Source organism: Bifidobacterium intestinale (assembly GCF_023656765.1).
GTDB classification, from domain to species: Bacteria; Actinomycetota; Actinomycetes; order Actinomycetales; family Bifidobacteriaceae; genus Bifidobacterium; species Bifidobacterium hominis.
The window spans coordinates 207,280-222,968 of record NZ_JAMOKR010000002.1 but is presented as its reverse complement, the minus strand read 5'-3'; the positions used below and the strand labels follow the sequence as shown (position 1 = coordinate 222,968).

Below are 15,689 nucleotides of genomic sequence, written 5' to 3'. Positions count from 1 at the left end.
GTGAAAATTACCGAAAACTGCAGCAAACCCCATAAATCATAATAAAAATGACCACCATGGTACGACCAAAATCCAACGTCAAGATGGAAAAGCAAGTGTTGGATTTGGTCATGCCATGGTGGCCACGCATTTGTTTGCGATGTCAGCCTTGATTTCGTTGGTGCGGCTGACATCAGGAGTTATTCAGCTGATTCTCACGATCGTTCCGAAAGCGGCGACTTATCCGAATCAGTCGAAAAGGCCGTGGTATCCGAGCTATGGGGAGCGTCGAATGGATCGTCGCTGTCCACATCGTTTCCATTCTTGGATCGGTTTGAACGCACCGCGCTAACTATCGCCCAAATCACGGCGACGGCGATAAGCAGCACGCCGATGCCTCCGAGCAGGAACACGAAGGACTGTTTCGGATCGCTAGCCCACCACCAGAGATTCATTGGCACATGCATGCCGCAAAGCAACGTCACCACCCCCATGAAGCACGTGAACACGCCGAGCGCGATGGTCGAACCGCTTCTTCCGGAAGGTCTGATGATGTCGTCTCCAATCTGCCGATTCTTATGCCCGCCATTCGCACCGGCTGCCGAAGCGGTATAAGTCGGAACGCTTTGCGCTGGAACGGATTCCACGCGCGGCTTATCATCCCGCGTTGCACGCCCACTGTGCTGCGACTGGTCATACGTGGACCGCGCATCCACGGTATGCAACGTTTCGGTAGGCATATCTCCGGCATCCGTCATAACCGGCATTTCCTGGGTTTTGTCGTCACTCATGGTCACTCCTTTCCCGCTTTGCCCAATGTGTTGTCGGACGCATACTGCACCGCGACGCTGCCGCCGACCGTTGCCACGTCATTGATCTGCAGTCCGGCTGGCATGACCGGAGCCTTGTCATCACCGGTGAAGCACGGCCAATATTGATGATTGTCGTAGATTTCGCGGTAGGCCTTGTCTACATCCCCGTCTTTGAAAGGGGAATCGGTCCTAGTGGAATCGGTGCCGGTATCCGTGCCATCTTCCGTATCGGCCTCATCATCGAAATCCTCGATGCCGGATTCGTCTCCGTACGAGCCGCAACTCCAATCGTAAGTTCCCAGCGCACGCTTTTTCACTACCGATTTCGTGGAATCGTTGCTCAGAATCGAGAACTCGACCCCGCCGGAATCCAACGTGAGCCCGTCCGGACTGCCGACGAAATCGGTGATGGTATAGAAATTGCTGTCAGACCCGAACGTCCACCAGCAACCGTTCGGCAAGGTCACCACGACCTGCGCGCTTGAGGCCACCACATTCAACGTTCCGGTAGGGCAGGAAGTTGTGCCCTGTGTGCCATCCTGAAGATCCACTTTGTGCGGACCGTTGTTTTTCGCGTAATCGCTTAAGTCGATATGCAGCACGTCGGTGGCGTAATCATTGCCTTGCGCGACGATGCCCTGCTCGTATTTGCTCATTTCACTGGCGGTGGAGCCCATGGTGGTTATTCCCGACACATTGACCCTCTTGTAGGATAAGGGAATGCCCGTGTTAATCCGATAGCTGAGCAGCGAATAACCCGCCAAAGCCATCACCATGACCAACGACATGAATATGGATATCCATGTCAGAGGATGCAATCCTCCCGTTCTTCTGCCCGCGAATCCGAGCGCGATAATAACGATTCCCGTCACCAGACAGATGCCACCGACGAATGCCGCGCATGCCTGCAACGTGTATTCGGTGCCCCGCTGCCCGCCTTGAACGCCGTACGTCATAATGCACCATACGCATAGTGCGCATGCGATCATCGCAAGACCGGACATCACCAACACCAGCAGCGGACCGGCTGGCTTGCGACGTCCATATCTTGGCGACGTAGGCGCCTGCGCTACCGGGGCCGCCGGAGCGGTGAATGTTGGAGGAACATTGGCCGTGGCAAAAGCGGCCGGACCATTGACCTGCTGTTGGTAGGCATGATATGGAGGCTGTTGAGGCTGAAGGCGTTGGGGCTGATGCGATTGCGATTCCGGTGACGAAGCCGTGTTGGCCACCCCGTTATATGCGCCGCTCGTCTGCATCGGCTGAGTATAAGGATTCGATTGCGCTGGAGACGGCGATGCAGGAGGCACCGGCTGTCCGTACGAAGGACTTCCATATTGAGGCTGACCATATTGCGGTTGACCGTACGGAGCCTGACCATACGGGGGCTGCTGCCACTGATTTGGAGGAACATTCGGCGCATAAATCTGCCTATTGAGCAGAAGCCACAGCACCAACGCGGCCAATGCGAAAGCAAACCATCCTGCCCCCGGCAAACAGATGGCAACAAGGCAGCACAACAGCGCGCCAATGCAATTCCAATCCCACTTGCCGTTAATCAAATCCTCAGCAAGAATCTGATTGTCGCGCTCATCCGGCAGCACAAACCACGCCAGGCCATAGAACGCGGCACCCGCGCCGAAAAACAGTGTGGCAACCACCATAAGCGCACGAACCAACGTGGTATTCCAACCAAGACGACGTGCTATGCCATCGCACACGCCGCCAATCCAACGGTCATGTCCACGCTTGACCTGGCTGGAACGAATCCACGCGAAGAAACGGCCGCCGCGGGAAGGTTGCGGCGAACCGTACGCAGGCTGCCGATGATACGGTTGTCCAGCAGAAGGCTGCGGCCCTGCGTTGCCGCGATCGCCCAGCGGACCATTGTTTGCATTGCTCATGGTTCCATTACAGCAACTCGCGCATGCCACATGTATCGGGGAACACCCTGAATCTGCCCTGAACACTATATGAATGCCCTGAAACAGCGTCCCCCACAGGGCACAATAGAAGTATGAAATCCTTAGGAAAACCGTGGTACACGCAAAGCCAGTACGACCAGGCGAGCGCCGTATATATGCGCTACCGCTGCGACCAGGCCCTGCATGAGGGACGTCCCATGCCGACGCAACCGGCCAAACTGCCGTTGATGCGCCCTTCATACGGACGCATGGGAGCTGGCGTGTGCAAGGCGATCAGCATGCATTTGGGCATTGCCGTGCTATGGGTGCGCCTGTTTTTCCTCGCCACCACATGTCTGTTCGGTGCGGGACTGATCGCCTATATTTTCCTGTGGATGGCGCTGCCCGTGGGTGATCCAGTCCAGCAGGCGTACATTATCGCAGGCAAGCGTTCGCCATGGCAGGCACCACTTTCCAGAGGCAACATGCCGTACGGAACATATCCCGTTTCCCCGGAATATCAATCTTTTACAGCTACGCAAGATGGTCCGCACCCGCAACCACCATCTTTTGAAGATACGACTGATCGCAACGACGGAACGTATGACGATACGCAGTCTTCCAGCGAAAACCTTTCACAGACACTGAAGAAAGCACCGAAACCCGCTTTGCTTGCATTAGCTGGTCTGATACTGCTTTCCATCTGTTTCGTCATGTTCGCAGGCGGTGTTGAACGCACTCTGATTGTGCCCCTGCTGCTTGGTCTGGTCGGTATCGGCGTCTCTTGGTTGCGTTTCAACGCTGAAGAAGGTCAGTTATGGACGATGCTTGGCGGTATTGCGATTATTTTCGCCGCATACGCTTTGTATGTCAGTTCCTGCATGCATTTTGACGCGTTTTCCATGATTCGCATACTGTGCGCCGGTTTGGCACTGCTGATTGGCGCATTGCTTGCGATTGTGCCATGGATTATGGCACTGATTCGCGATTTGGGTACGGAACGCGCGTTGAAGGAACGCGAAGAGGAACGTGCCGACATGACCGCACATCTGCATGATGGAGTACTGCAAACGTTGGCGCTGATTCAGTTGCATGCCGATGATCAGCAGACGGTGTTTTCGCTCGCACGCTCGCAGGAACGCGAATTGCGTGAATGGCTGTATCAGGAACGCACCACGTCTGACCGTTCCGTGAACGCCGGTTTGAAAGAGATCGCCGCACATGTGGAAGACACGCATGGCAAGCCGATCGAAGTGGTGACGGTGGGCGACGCACGTCCAAGCGCGCAAACCGATGCGCTGCTTGATGCCACGCAACAGGCGCTTATCAATGCGGTGACGCATGGAGGCGAGCCGATTTCCGTCTACTGCGAGGCAAGCAGCAAATTGGTGGAAGTATTCGTACGCGACCATGGCAACGGATTTGACGTGAATGCGATTCCTGCAAATCGCCTTGGCATTCGTGAATCGATTATCGGACGAATCAAACGTCGTGGCGGTACAGTGGAGATCGTATCAAGACCGCAATGGGGCACGGAGGTGCGCATGCATATGCCAATCGCAGCCGCTCCCACAGGCACGACACCAAACGCGAGCGCAGATGCGAATGCAACCGCGCATGCAAACGTGAGCACGAATATGTCAACGAACGTGAATATGCCAACGGAGGAACAGCAATGAACGAGCAGGAACAGCAGATCCGAATCGCCATCGTCGACGATCATGAAATGTTCCGGGCGGGCGTGATCGCAACGCTGCAGCCACATTTCAACATCGTCGGGCAGGCCGCGGACGTTGAGGGTTCGGTGGCGATGATCGCCCAAACGAAACCGGACGTGGTGCTTCTTGATGTGCATGTTCCCGGCGGAGAGGGTGGCGGTGGTGCCGAAATCCTCATGAAATCGCGCGTCTACTCCCCCAATACCGTATTTCTGGCATTGTCGGTGTCCGATTCGCCTCAGGATGTTGGATCGGTGATTCGTGCCGGAGCGCAAGGCTATGTAACGAAGACGATTTCCGGCGATGATTTGATTTCTTCCATCAAGCAAGTACATGAGGGGTATGCCGTGTTTTCGCCGAAATTGGCGGGATTCGTGCTCTCCGCCTTCCAAAATGGCTCACCGGCAGGCATGGGCGGCTCGGCGAGCGGACCGATCCACGATGACGAGCTGGACCGCCTGTCGAACCGTGAGCAGGAAGTCATGCGTCTGATCGCACGCGGCTACACGTATAAGGAAGTGGCTGCAGAACTGTTCATTTCCATCAAAACCGTGGAAACGCACGTCAGTTCCGTACTACGCAAACTGCAGCTGTCCAATCGAACCGAACTCACCCGCTGGGCCGCCGACCGCCGCATCGTATAATAATCCGCCTTCCCTTTCATCCCATCTCACCCTATTCGACCCAACAAAAGCGCCAAAAAGCACCAACGGAAGTTCCAACGGAGCATTCCCCCGCTCACTGGAGAATCAGGACTTTCGAACGCTTTGAAAGTCCGTTTTGCTGCAATATGCATAAACGGGACTTACTGAAAAACTTCAGTAGGCCCCGTGGAAAATGGCTTGCTTGTAGTGTTTTTTACTTCAGAATAGTGTCAGTGTCGGTAACGGTGACCAGCGGCGTGAACAATGCCATGGTGCTCAATGCCATCTGATGGTTTTCTGGCGAACTGCCTGCACAAGCGTCAGCAGCAACGCGTACCGCTACACCATTGTCAGCCGCGGCGAGCACGGTGGTGAGCACGCAGCAATCGGTGGCGACACCACATACGGTAATCTTCTTAGCGCCTTTGATGGCTTCGCTCAGCACGCTTCCCCACTTGCCGAAGGTGTCGCAACTGACCACTGCATGGCCTTGCGCCAATTCCGCGGTATCCGCGGTGAGGTCGTACATCGGGTCGTCCGGAGCGACCAAAAACTGCGGCCAGTCCTTGAAATAGTCGATCCAAGCGTTTTGCGGCGGCTGCGGGGCGACATATCGCGTGTAGACCACGCGATCGCCAAACGCTTTGGCAAGTCGTGCGAACGCTTCATCAGTAGTGTGATAGGAGCTGTCCGGGCAAGCCCATGTAGACCATTCGCTTTCCGCGAAGACCCGCTGCCTATCGATGACCACCAGCCATTCATCTTCTGCGATCATGGCTTTTCCTTTCCTTGTATTATCGCAATAAGCAACTCAAACTTCCGAAACCGGCAAATCGGCTTCCTGCTTGGCGATATCACCGCGCTGGAAAATCAATGAGCCCGCAAGGCCAACGACCAATGCGACGATGACGCCGAGGTTGGCGGCGGCCCAACTACCGTCCTTGCCTCCGATGAGGAACAGCAGATAACCCTGCCAGTTCAGCCAGCTGGCAGCAGTGTTGACCACCAACCCCCAGCCGAGCACGGTACCAACGATGAGAATGGCAAAAGACTTGCCGTTCCACGCGCCGTAGCGACCCTTCGAATCGTACAGATCCGCAGTGCTGTAGTCCTTCTTGCGAATGATCACGTCAGCCACGAACATGCCGGCCCATACGGCCATCGGCACACCGAGGGTGGTCAGGAAGCCTTGGAACGGGCCGATGAACGTATCGGAGAAGAAGGTTACATAGACCACGCCAAGCACGGTCAGCGCCGCGGTGAACGCGGCCGCCACGGTACGCGGCAGCTTCACACCGAACGACAGCAGCGCAAGCCCGTTGGAATAATTGTCCATAATGGAGCCGGACATCAAACCGAGCACGGCCACAATGGTGTACGGAATCAAGTACCAGGTCGGCAGAATGGAAGCAATGGCGCCAATCGGATCATTTCCAACGTTTTCAGCCATATCGGCATTGGAAACAGCCAGCAGCAGACCGTAGAAAATCAGGAACACATTGGCGATGGACGCACCGAACGTGGTCCAGAACACAATGCCGCCATTAGAGGATTTGCGTGGCAGATAGCGCGAGTAATCGGCAGCGATGTTCACCCAGCCCAAGCCAAAGCCGGTCATCACGAAGAAGCAGCAGCCGAGCATGGCCGGCAATGATCCCGCAGGAACCGAGTTAATGGCGGAAAAGTCGATATGTCCCCAGCCGAGAATGAAGAAGCCGACGGTGATCACACCGGTCACGATGGTGATGACCTGCTGGCAGCGCATAATCAGGTCGTATCCGAAAATACCTGCGACCACCACAAGGCCTACCACCACAATGGTGGAGATGATCTTGGGCGCGGCGCCAGAGCCCCAACCGAGTTTTTCGATGGTGCTTGATAGCGCCAGCACAGCGGTGGTGGTCAGTGAAATCTCCCAGCCCAATGTTGCGATCCAGCTCAACGCCGCCGGCACTTTGGCACCTTCCACGCCGAACGTGGCGCGGGTGAGCACCATGGTGGGCGCGTTGCCGCGTTTGCCTGCGATGGAAATGATGCCGACCAGCAGGAACGAGACGACCACACCGATGATGGTCATGGCGGTGGCCTGCCAGAATGAAATGCCGAAGCCAAGCGCCCACGCACCGTACGACATGGCGAACATGGAGATGTTGGCGGCGAACCAAGGCCAGAACAGGCTGGCCGGCGTGCCCTTACGCTCCTCTTCGGATATGGTGTCGATGCCCTGCTCCTCGATGGAGAGGGTTCCTTTCTCATTGCTCATGTGAAACTAATCTCCTTGAATCTGCCGTGCGACACTGCGGGCAGGCTATATGCACGCCACATCAGCGCAATTGTGCACATGATATAACCACTTATAGTCATTTGTACTATAAGTCTTAGAACGATCCTCCCAGAAGCCGCTCAACCTCCTTTCGATCAGGGCAGGTAGCTGGCCCTCGCCGCGTCACAGCCAACGCCGAAGCGGCATTGGCGCAACGTACAGCATCCTTCAACGGCACGCCTTCGCACAGCAGGGCGCACAGCACACCTGTGTGACAATCACCGGCGCCATTGGTATCCACCGCCTTCATTGGAAAACCTGGAATTCGCAGCACTTCGCCACCGGGAATCGCCAACCACGCACCATCTGCACCCACGCGAACGATTACAGAAGATCGCAATCGATCGCACAGCCACGCAACCGTCTCTTCATTGACATTCGCGTTCTCAATCTCTTGCAAAATATCTTGCGAAACCTTGCAATCGCAAGAATTACCATTATCGAGCGCCGCCAAACGTCGTGCAATCAACATTGCCTCACGTTCATTGCACGACCATATCGGACGATATGCGAGCATCGCGCGAAAAACGTCATCATCAACCGTCGCGATCATCGGAGAAGGATCGAATACCGCAGTGAACTCACGATGTTCAGTCGTTCTTTTCGCAAAGGCAAGCAGTGCGTCCGCCGTGCGATGCACCAACGTATATCCACTCACATGCACGACATCCTGCTTTTCTGGATTCACGGAATCAAACGCATCGGCACTGCCATACGCTTCCGCACCTCTCGTCGAAATGAACGTCCGTTCAGCATTCGCATCGGTCAACGCCACGCAAAATCCCGAATCGCGAACGGCATCCCGCTTGCCAACATGCTGAATTCCTTGATTTTCCAACGTTTGCAGAATCTGCGAAGCCCATGGCCCCGTACCAATCACACCAGCATGAGATGCCTGAACACCCATACGGCGAACGGCATACAGCGTGTTGAAGCTGGCACCAACCTGCGTTTGCACATTGCCGGCGAACACATCTTCACCCGCACGCGGCACCGCGTCCACATTCATGGTCAGATCGACAATAACCTGCCCAAGAGAAATAACTTTTCCAGTCATTGCAATGCCTTTCGCACTTCCGCCATAGTTTCACCAACTACGGATCCTGCAGATCAAACGATATTTGCATCATTAAGCGCACTATCATCACGTAACGCGCTTAGCGACGTGACAGTGCCGACCAAATCAAGGTGACTATCTTCATCAAGTTGCGAAAGCACCCGATCAAGCATGGTTTCGTCGAAACCTTGCACACCATGCCACGCACCCAGCATCGCACCCGCAATAGCCGCAATGGTGTCAGTGTCGCCACCAACAGAAGCCGCGAAACACAAAGCATGCGTGGGATCGTCAAAAAAACGCGTCGCAATGGCGAAAGCGGCGGCCACGGACTCGTTCGACTCCACGCTGGTACCGCAATCCCGCTGCAGCACAGCAGCGAATTCGTCATCATTGAGCCTGCATCCATCAGTTTCGGCCCAATTCATGAAATACTGCACACGCGCAAGCACCGAAGCCTTTGCCGACCAATTGCCACGCTGCGAAAGCTTCTGCACGAATTCCACCGCGAGGTGCAAAAAGTCACGTTCTCCTTCAATAGCAAAGCTCACCGCCGCAGCCACCAAAGTGGTCGCTTCAATGCCCTGCACCGTGTTATGCGTCACCACACAGGATCGCCAGGCGGCGTCGGCGAGCGCTTGGCCGGGACGGAATGCGATGCCCACCGGCGTGGCACGCATTGCACCGCCGTTGGTGGTGCCGAATCGGCCGGTTTCTTCCAAACTTACGCCTTCGGTGAGTTTTTGCAGCGCTGCTTTGGTGGAAGGTCCCAGCAGGTCAAGCGATCCTTTGGTCTTCATCGCAGCTTCCCATTGCAGCAGATCGTGGGCATATCGGGTGTTATCAATGCAGCCGTTATCGTCGATAAGTCGCTGTGCGAGTACGAAAGCCTGTTCTGTATCGTCAGTGACGGCACCAGCTTTCATATTCGGTGCGATTGGCTGCTGCGGCACGGCATTCATAAGTTTCGTAATCGGACCGTCGTAATACTGGCGAATCTGCTCGGCCGACATGCTTTGCGTAGGCATTCCCAACGCATCGCCCAACGCAAGCCCAGCCATAGCTCCTGTCGCCCGGTCCTTCATTTGCATCCCATTCTTACGCATAGTCGCAGCAGCCTTTCTCATAACTCAGCCTGATCGTACACCGAACAACATCACAATCCCTCCCCAATCCTTCCAGTCACTGGAAGAAAGTGAACGTATAACGGCTCCCCAGCGGGAAAAACCTCCAGCAACTGGAAGAATTGAGACTTGGACGGTGCTGAGCCGAACTTGGGCGGAGTTTGTCCGGATTGCAGCAATAGAAAAAGGCTTACCGGGAGCTTAGGACGCTCTCAGTAAGCCTTGTAGGCGGGTAAGGCGAGATTCGAACTCGCGGAGGCTTGCACCTCAACGGTTTTCAAGACCGTCTCTTTAGACCGCTCAGACACCTACCCTTTGTGTGTCGACATCACTGCCAACACACAAGATGTCAATATATCACAGCGCAAGGAAGTTGTGGAATCAGGCTTCCCACTTGGTAGGCTCGATGACTTCCTTGCCACCCATGTAGGCACGCATGGCCTGCGGGATGACAATGGAGCCGTCTTTCTGCTGGTGGTTCTCGAGGATAGCAACCAGCCAACGGGTGGTGGCCAACGTACCGTTCAGCGTGGAAACGGCGCGGGTGCCTCCATCTTCCATACGTTCGCGAATGTTCAGGCGACGGGCCTGGTATTCGGTGCAGTTGGAGGTGGAAGTCAGCTCGCGGTAGCGGCCCTGGGTCGGAACCCAAGCTTCGCAATCGAACTTACGTGCTGCGGAAGAGCCCAGATCGCCGGCAGCGGTATCGATGATGCGGTACGGCACCTCAACCTTGCCGAGCATCTCCTGTTCCATGGCCAGCAGGTGCTCATGCTCCTTGTAGGAGTCCTCCTGCTTGGTGTAGACGAACATCTCCACCTTGTCGAACTGGTGCACGCGGATGATGCCGGAAGTATCCTTGCCAGCGGCGCCGGCTTCACGGCGGTAGCAGGAGCTCCAGCCGCAGTAGCGCAGCGGACCGTTGGACAGGTCGAGAATCTCGTTCTCGTGCATACCTGCGAGCGCCACTTCGGAGGTACCGACCAAGTACTGCTCGTCAGGTTCACGCAGACGGTAGATTTCGTCGGCGTGGGAGTTGAGGAAGCCGGTGCCGCGCATCACTTCCGGACGCACCAACGTCGGGGTGATGGCCAGCGTGAAGCCATGCTCCTCGGCCTGGTCCACAGCCATGGTGAGCATGGCTATCTGCATGCGGGCCACCTGGCCGCGCAGGAAGTAGAAGCGGGAACCGCCGACCTTCACGCCACGTTCCATATCAATGCCGGCAACGCCGCGACCGAGGGTCAGGTGGTCCTTCGGTTCGAAACCTTCAGCTGCGAAATCACGGATCTGGCCAACCTTCTTGACCACCACGTAATCGTCTTCGCCGCCTTCCGGAGCTTCCGGCTCAACCACGTTGGAGAGCTTCCACATGGCGGTGGTGTACTTTTCGGCTGCGGCGTCCGCTGCGGCCTTGTATTCGGAAACCTTCTGGGAGAGTTCCTTGGTTTCGGCAATCAACTTGGCCTTTTCGTCGGCCGGAGCCGCGGCGACCTTCTTGCCAATTTCCTTCTGCTGCGCACGTGCAGCCTCAAATTCCTTCAGAGAGGAACGACGAACCTCGTCAGAGCGCAGCACCTCGTCGACCAGTTCGACCGATTCGCCACGCTTGCGCTGGGATTCCTTAACAACGTCAGCATGTTCACGAATGAATTGGATATCAAGCATGATTCCTAGACTAGTGCCGAAAGCCGACACTCGCCGCAAGCCTCTCGTTTTTGCATACAACGTGCAGGAATCGTCGAATAAATCGTGCTTGATTCGCTTTTTTCGCGTCTTACGTGAACAATAGGTGACATGCCTATGCCAGTTATCATTGTGATTGTCGTTCTTGCGGTCGCAGCGGTGTGCACGTCCGTCTTTTTCGCGGTGCGCGAATATAAGCGCCGTAGGCTTGCCAAGCAGCTCGACAAGCGCGACGACGATCAGGTGCACTATGCGTTCGTGATCAATCCGTCAAAGCCCCAAGCGGAACAGCGCAAACAGCATATTCAGGAGTTCTGCGAAGCGAAGCATCTTACGCAGATCGAATATATCGAAACACAGCTTGATAAGGATGGTCGCGCCTGCGCGTTAGAAGCGTTGGAGCATGGCGCCGATGTAGTGGTCGCGGTTGGCGGCGACGGCACGGTGCGCACGGTGGCGAGCGCGCTTTCGGGAACCGGCCACGCGCTGGGCATCATCCCTATTGGCACCGGCAATCTGTTTGCCCGCAATATGGGCATTCCCGTGGATGATATCGATGCGGCGTTGACCGTTGCAACGTCTCACGGCTCGCGTTTGATAGATGTCGGCCGTTTGACGTTGCTCGATGATGAAACCGCCGATCATGGCCATGCGTTCCTTATTATCGCAGGTATCGGATTCGATGCGGTGATGATCGATGACACCGATCCTGAGTTGAAGAAGAACATCAGCTGGCTCGCCTATTTCGTGTCGGGCGTGAAGAATCTGTTCGCCCCGAAGTACAAGGGAGACGTGACCATCACCAGCACGGATGGCAGCACGCACACCACGCACGGACTGACGTTCCGCACGTTCATGGCTGGCAATTGCGGTCAGATTCCGGTGTTTTCACTCATGCCCGACGCCGTATACGATGATGGCATCCTCGATTATGAGATTATTGACACGTCCGGCGGTTTGATCGGTTGGGCGAATCTGTTTGGCGATGTGCTGCATCAGACGATTACCGGCAAGGCACAGCAGAGTCCGCTTTCCACGAATTCCACGGTTGACCAGATTCAGGGCGTCAGCGCGGAAATCAAGTTGGAGAAGCCTGTTTTGGCGCAGGTTGACGGTGATATGCTTCCCGAAACGCAGCATATTCGTTTCAGCGTGGAGCGTAAGTCGTTGTGCGTGCGCGTGCCGGAAGCGCCCGACAACAATACTGCCAATGTAAATCAGTAACTATTAATCGTAATTATCAATAATTATTCATTACGACGATTATGCATTTTATGCAGGTTATGCATTGATATTGTTATTCTCATGCGATTCCGCCGCATGAGAAGTCACTCGTGCGACATGCAAGGTAAGATAGGCGATTTCCGCTTGCGAAAGATTTGCATCCAATCGCATTTTGATGATGATCGCGAGTTTGTTTGCGCAATCCGATGCTTTTGGATATGAGGTTTTGATGGATTCCACGATTGGTTCAGGCTCGTCATCAAGCTGTTCATGTTGGTGGATGCGCACGAAAAGATAGCGCAGATGCGTGATGAAACGCGCCACATTGACGCTGTTCTGGTCAAGATTGATGCCGTAATAGCCTTCGATGACCGTCAGTATTTGCTGGATGACGCCGGTCATGGTGTATGTGGCGGAAAGATCTCCGGTGGAGAAGCCTGCATTGACCAGATGCAAGGCCAAAGCCACGGCTTCACAATCCGGCAGGGCGCCGCCCAGGTACGTGTTCATCGCATCGACCAGAGCTTTGCCTTTGGCGTATTCACTCGCGTAGAGCGAACGCACTTCGGCTTCCAATGGATATTCGATTGTTTGCTTGTTTTGCGATCGACGAATCGCACCGCAAATATGGTCGGATAATGCCAGAACCAATGCAGGCTGCCTGTCAGCCTGTTCCTTCAGACCTGTGCGGTTCATGGCGTCCGTAACGAGACGAATGATTTCGGGCGGGATCCCGGCCACCTGTTGGGCCATATGGTCGGGATCCTTGCCATCTGCGGGAACGAACCGACGGACGATCCTCGCGTCGTCAACATGCTGGCCGGGCTTGGCTTGGAAGCCTATGCCTCGACCAGTGAGAATCACCTCACTATTGCCGTCTTTTGCCAGTACGACATTATTGTTGAATACACGAAGAACGTCCACGCCGGTCCCTTCCGACTATGCGATTGGTCAGCGCTGAATGTCGATCACCGACTCACCGGCCTTGACGTCGACGCCGGTCTTTGGCGTGACGGACGCGAAGGCCACTGTGTTCAGCACCGTCATCAATGTGGTAGTGCTGTATCCAGCTTCCTTAACCTTATCAAAGTCAACGACAACGAGGGTGTCCCCCGCGTTTACGTGCTCGTTGGCCTTGACCTTCACATCGAAGCCTTCGCCGTTCATCTTCACCGTGTCGATGCCGACGTGCACGAGCACTTCCACGCCATCATCGGTTTTGATGCCAAATGCGTGACCGGTTTCGGCGACAGTCTGCAGCACGCCGGATACCGGCGCTACGACAGTGCTGTCTGCCGGCTGGATGCCGACGCCTTCGCCTAGTGCGCGGGATGCAAACACCGGATCGCCGGTTTCGTCCAGGGAGATCACATGGCCTGCGACCGGAGCGTTCACTTCGTCGGTGGCGGCAGCAGCAGCCGGGGCTTCGGTCTTGGTAGCGGCAGCAGTGGCAGTCGCAGTGGCAGCAGCCGGAGCGGCGCCCTTGGCTTCGACCGACGAGACAGCGTCCTTCTGATTGGCGGACTTGCGGGCCAGCACTTCAGCCTTCTGCTCCGGAGTGCGGTAGTCGAAGGTGATGATCAGCAGGAAGGAGGTGAGGAAGGACACGGCGATGGACACTGCATACACCCACATCTGGTTGAAGACCGGAATGGTCAGCAGCGAAGTGAATGCGAAGGCAGTGGTGGTCACGCCATGCACGGTCTGGCCGGCGGCGGTGACGGACGGGAAGAGCCAACCAAGGATGGCGATGACGACGCCACCGAGACCGCAGCCCACCAGCATGCGCTTGTAGATGAGCTTGTAACGCAGGTGAATGCCGTACAGGGACGGTTCGGAAACGCCACCGAGCAGGCCGGCCGCGAGCGCACCCAGAGCGGTCTGGCGCATGTCCTTGTCCTTGTCACGCACAGCAAGGAAGAGCACACCAGCCGTAGCGCCGAAGCAGGCGAAGTTCCACACGCCCATCGGGCCTTGGATGAAGTCGTAACCGAGAGTCTGGATGTTCATGAGCATCAGGGCGTTGAGCGGCCAGTGCAAACCGAGCGGTACGAGGAACGGGTACAGCATCGGAATGATGATGGCGAAGATGAACGGAGCATGGGTGTTCATCCAGGCCAAGCCGACGCCGAGACCGTTGCCGACCCACACGCCAATCGGACCGATGATGAAGGCGGTCAGTGCGCCAACGATGATCAGGCAGAAGAACGGCACAAAGACCAGCTGGACGCTTTCGGGGATGATCCTCTTCAGCCCGTGGTAGACGAGAGCAAGTACGGCAGCCATGAGCAGCGGCACGAACACGTTGCCGGAATAGTCGCTCAATGCCATCGGCAGACCGAATATGCTGGCCGTGCAAGACTTAGTGCCCAGCGCGGCATTCTCCACGCACGTGGTGGTCTTGGCGTCCATCAAGCCGGTGAACTGCGGGGTCATGAGGATGGCCATGATGGCACCACCCAGCCATGGGTCGACCTTAAGCTTCTTGGCCGCGTTGTAGGCGACCATGATCGGCAGGAAGTAGAACACACCCTTCCAGATGGCCTTCACGAACACCCAGCCTGCGGAGGCCTCGTCATTCGGAATAACGTTAAGCGAAATAAGCAGATTGACCAGCGCGATGATGATGGAAGCGCCGAGCAGCACGCCCAGAATCGGGCGGAAGGAATCGGCGAGATACTCGAAGAAGGAGTCCAGCCAGGCCACCTTGCCGCGAGCCTTGGAACGGGCTTCGGCCTTGACGTCGGCATTGCTCTTCTGACCATCGCTGGATGCGGAGGCACCACCGACACCGGCCATTTCAGGCAGATGCATGATGTTTTCGTACACGGTGGCAACGCCACCGCCGATGACGACCTGGAAACGGTCACCGCTCTGCGGCACCGCACCGAGCACGCCTTGCATGTGCTCGAGACCGTTCTGATCGACCTTGGATGCGTCAACCAATTCAAAGCGCAGTCGAGTGGCACAATGCGTCAGGCTGCGAACGTTTTCAGGACCACCGATTGCAGTGATGATCTGCGATGCAAGTGAGCCAGCCATCCTGTTTTCCTTTCTTTCCCTTACAACCGATTCGATCCAAGCAACACTGCTTCGGGCAACAAAAAAGACCTGAGATATGGCTATGGTTAAGCCACATCTCAGGTCTTGCGTCATTATGTTGACTAGCAACCCTGCTTCAGTCGAATAGCATAAAACTATACACCATCATCTGACAT

General features: G+C 56.0%; 12 protein-coding genes and 1 tRNA gene. 3 read left to right on the top strand and 10 right to left on the bottom strand.

Annotated features, from left to right (window positions below; translation table 11 throughout):
* Positions 1-194: 194 nt before the first annotated feature.
* Both NBH13_RS03795 and NBH13_RS03790 read right to left on the bottom strand, forming a co-directional pair.
* Positions 195-770: a hypothetical protein gene (locus NBH13_RS03795; protein WP_250779016.1), complete on the bottom strand. Its 576-nt coding sequence runs from the start codon at positions 768-770 to the stop codon at positions 195-197.
* A 2-nt stretch (positions 771-772) separates the two neighbouring features.
* Entirely contained in the window at positions 773-2,695 is a 1,923-nt protein-coding gene (locus tag NBH13_RS03790; protein WP_250779014.1) for a PspC domain-containing protein, read from the bottom strand.
* A gap of 113 nt (positions 2,696-2,808) precedes the next feature.
* Between NBH13_RS03790 and NBH13_RS03785 the strand changes: the two genes are divergently transcribed.
* Together NBH13_RS03785 and NBH13_RS03780 are read left to right on the top strand one after the other, a co-directional pair.
* Positions 2,809-4,374: an ATP-binding protein gene (locus NBH13_RS03785; RefSeq protein ID WP_250779012.1), complete on the top strand. Its 1,566-nt coding sequence runs from the start codon at positions 2,809-2,811 to the stop codon at positions 4,372-4,374.
* Positions 4,371-5,057, top strand: coding sequence for a LuxR C-terminal-related transcriptional regulator (locus NBH13_RS03780; protein WP_250779009.1), 687 nt, complete (start codon positions 4,371-4,373; stop codon positions 5,055-5,057). The genes NBH13_RS03785 and NBH13_RS03780 overlap by 4 nt, the downstream gene beginning before the upstream one ends.
* 214 nt (positions 5,058-5,271) lie before the next feature.
* Here NBH13_RS03780 and NBH13_RS03775 read toward each other — a convergent pair whose 3' ends face one another.
* The 6 genes from NBH13_RS03775 to serS all read right to left on the bottom strand — a co-directional run bounded on the left by NBH13_RS03775 (position 5,272) and on the right by serS (position 11,229).
* Positions 5,272-5,832, bottom strand: coding sequence for a cysteine hydrolase family protein (locus tag NBH13_RS03775; protein WP_099570936.1), 561 nt, complete (start codon positions 5,830-5,832; stop codon positions 5,272-5,274).
* A gap of 36 nt (positions 5,833-5,868) precedes the next feature.
* Entirely contained in the window at positions 5,869-7,320 is a 1,452-nt protein-coding gene (locus NBH13_RS03770) for a purine-cytosine permease family protein (protein WP_099570937.1), read from the bottom strand.
* A gap of 115 nt (positions 7,321-7,435) precedes the next feature.
* Entirely contained in the window at positions 7,436-8,437 is a 1,002-nt protein-coding gene (locus tag NBH13_RS03765) for a PfkB family carbohydrate kinase (RefSeq protein ID WP_250779006.1), read from the bottom strand.
* 53 nt (positions 8,438-8,490) lie between these two features.
* On the bottom strand, positions 8,491-9,543 hold the full coding sequence (locus NBH13_RS03760) for an ADP-ribosylglycohydrolase family protein (RefSeq protein ID WP_250779004.1): 1,053 nt from the start codon (positions 9,541-9,543) through the stop codon (positions 8,491-8,493).
* A 247-nt stretch (positions 9,544-9,790) separates the two neighbouring features.
* A tRNA-Ser gene (locus tag NBH13_RS03755) sits at positions 9,791-9,875 on the bottom strand.
* Positions 9,876-9,942: 67 nt separating this feature from the next.
* Entirely contained in the window at positions 9,943-11,229 is a 1,287-nt protein-coding gene (gene serS / locus NBH13_RS03750; protein WP_099570940.1) for a serine--tRNA ligase, read from the bottom strand.
* A gap of 129 nt (positions 11,230-11,358) precedes the next feature.
* On the opposite strand from serS, the gene NBH13_RS03745 reads away from it, so the two are divergent.
* Positions 11,359-12,471 (top strand): diacylglycerol/lipid kinase family protein, encoded by a 1,113-nt coding sequence (locus NBH13_RS03745; RefSeq protein WP_180753350.1) that lies wholly within the window; start codon positions 11,359-11,361, stop codon positions 12,469-12,471.
* Positions 12,472-12,528: 57 nt separating this feature from the next.
* Here the strand turns inward: NBH13_RS03745 and NBH13_RS03740 are convergent, their stop codons facing one another.
* Together NBH13_RS03740 and NBH13_RS03735 are read right to left on the bottom strand one after the other, a co-directional pair.
* Positions 12,529-13,395, bottom strand: coding sequence for a PRD domain-containing protein (locus NBH13_RS03740; protein WP_250779001.1), 867 nt, complete (start codon positions 13,393-13,395; stop codon positions 12,529-12,531).
* Positions 13,396-13,422: 27 nt separating this feature from the next.
* The gene (locus NBH13_RS03735) at positions 13,423-15,513 is read right to left on the bottom strand and encodes a glucose PTS transporter subunit IIA (protein ID WP_099570943.1); all 2,091 of its coding nucleotides are present in this window, start codon (positions 15,511-15,513) and stop codon (positions 13,423-13,425) included.
* Between the last annotated feature and the right edge of the window lie 176 nt (positions 15,514-15,689).

What these genes read in the sequence shown, in the direction of transcription:
- NBH13_RS03770 (WP_099570937.1), bottom strand. Translation starts at nt 7,320, where the DNA reads ATGAGCAATGAGAAAGGAACCCTCTCCATCGAGGAGCAGGGCATCGAC.
- NBH13_RS03790 (WP_250779014.1), bottom strand. Translation starts at nt 2,695, where the DNA reads ATGAGCAATGCAAACAATGGTCCGCTGGGCGATCGCGGCAACGCAGGG.
- NBH13_RS03745 (WP_180753350.1), top strand. Translation starts at nt 11,359, where the DNA reads ATGCCTATGCCAGTTATCATTGTGATTGTCGTTCTTGCGGTCGCAGCG.
- NBH13_RS03765 (WP_250779006.1), bottom strand. Translation starts at nt 8,437, where the DNA reads ATGACTGGAAAAGTTATTTCTCTTGGGCAGGTTATTGTCGATCTGACC.
- NBH13_RS03780 (WP_250779009.1), top strand. Translation starts at nt 4,371, where the DNA reads ATGAACGAGCAGGAACAGCAGATCCGAATCGCCATCGTCGACGATCAT.
- serS (WP_099570940.1), bottom strand. Translation starts at nt 11,229, where the DNA reads ATGCTTGATATCCAATTCATTCGTGAACATGCTGACGTTGTTAAGGAA.
- NBH13_RS03775 (WP_099570936.1), bottom strand. Translation starts at nt 5,832, where the DNA reads ATGATCGCAGAAGATGAATGGCTGGTGGTCATCGATAGGCAGCGGGTC.
- NBH13_RS03785 (WP_250779012.1), top strand. Translation starts at nt 2,809, where the DNA reads ATGAAATCCTTAGGAAAACCGTGGTACACGCAAAGCCAGTACGACCAG.
- NBH13_RS03760 (WP_250779004.1), bottom strand. Translation starts at nt 9,543, where the DNA reads ATGCGTAAGAATGGGATGCAAATGAAGGACCGGGCGACAGGAGCTATG.
- NBH13_RS03735 (WP_099570943.1), bottom strand. Translation starts at nt 15,513, where the DNA reads ATGGCTGGCTCACTTGCATCGCAGATCATCACTGCAATCGGTGGTCCT.
- NBH13_RS03795 (WP_250779016.1), bottom strand. Translation starts at nt 770, where the DNA reads ATGAGTGACGACAAAACCCAGGAAATGCCGGTTATGACGGATGCCGGA.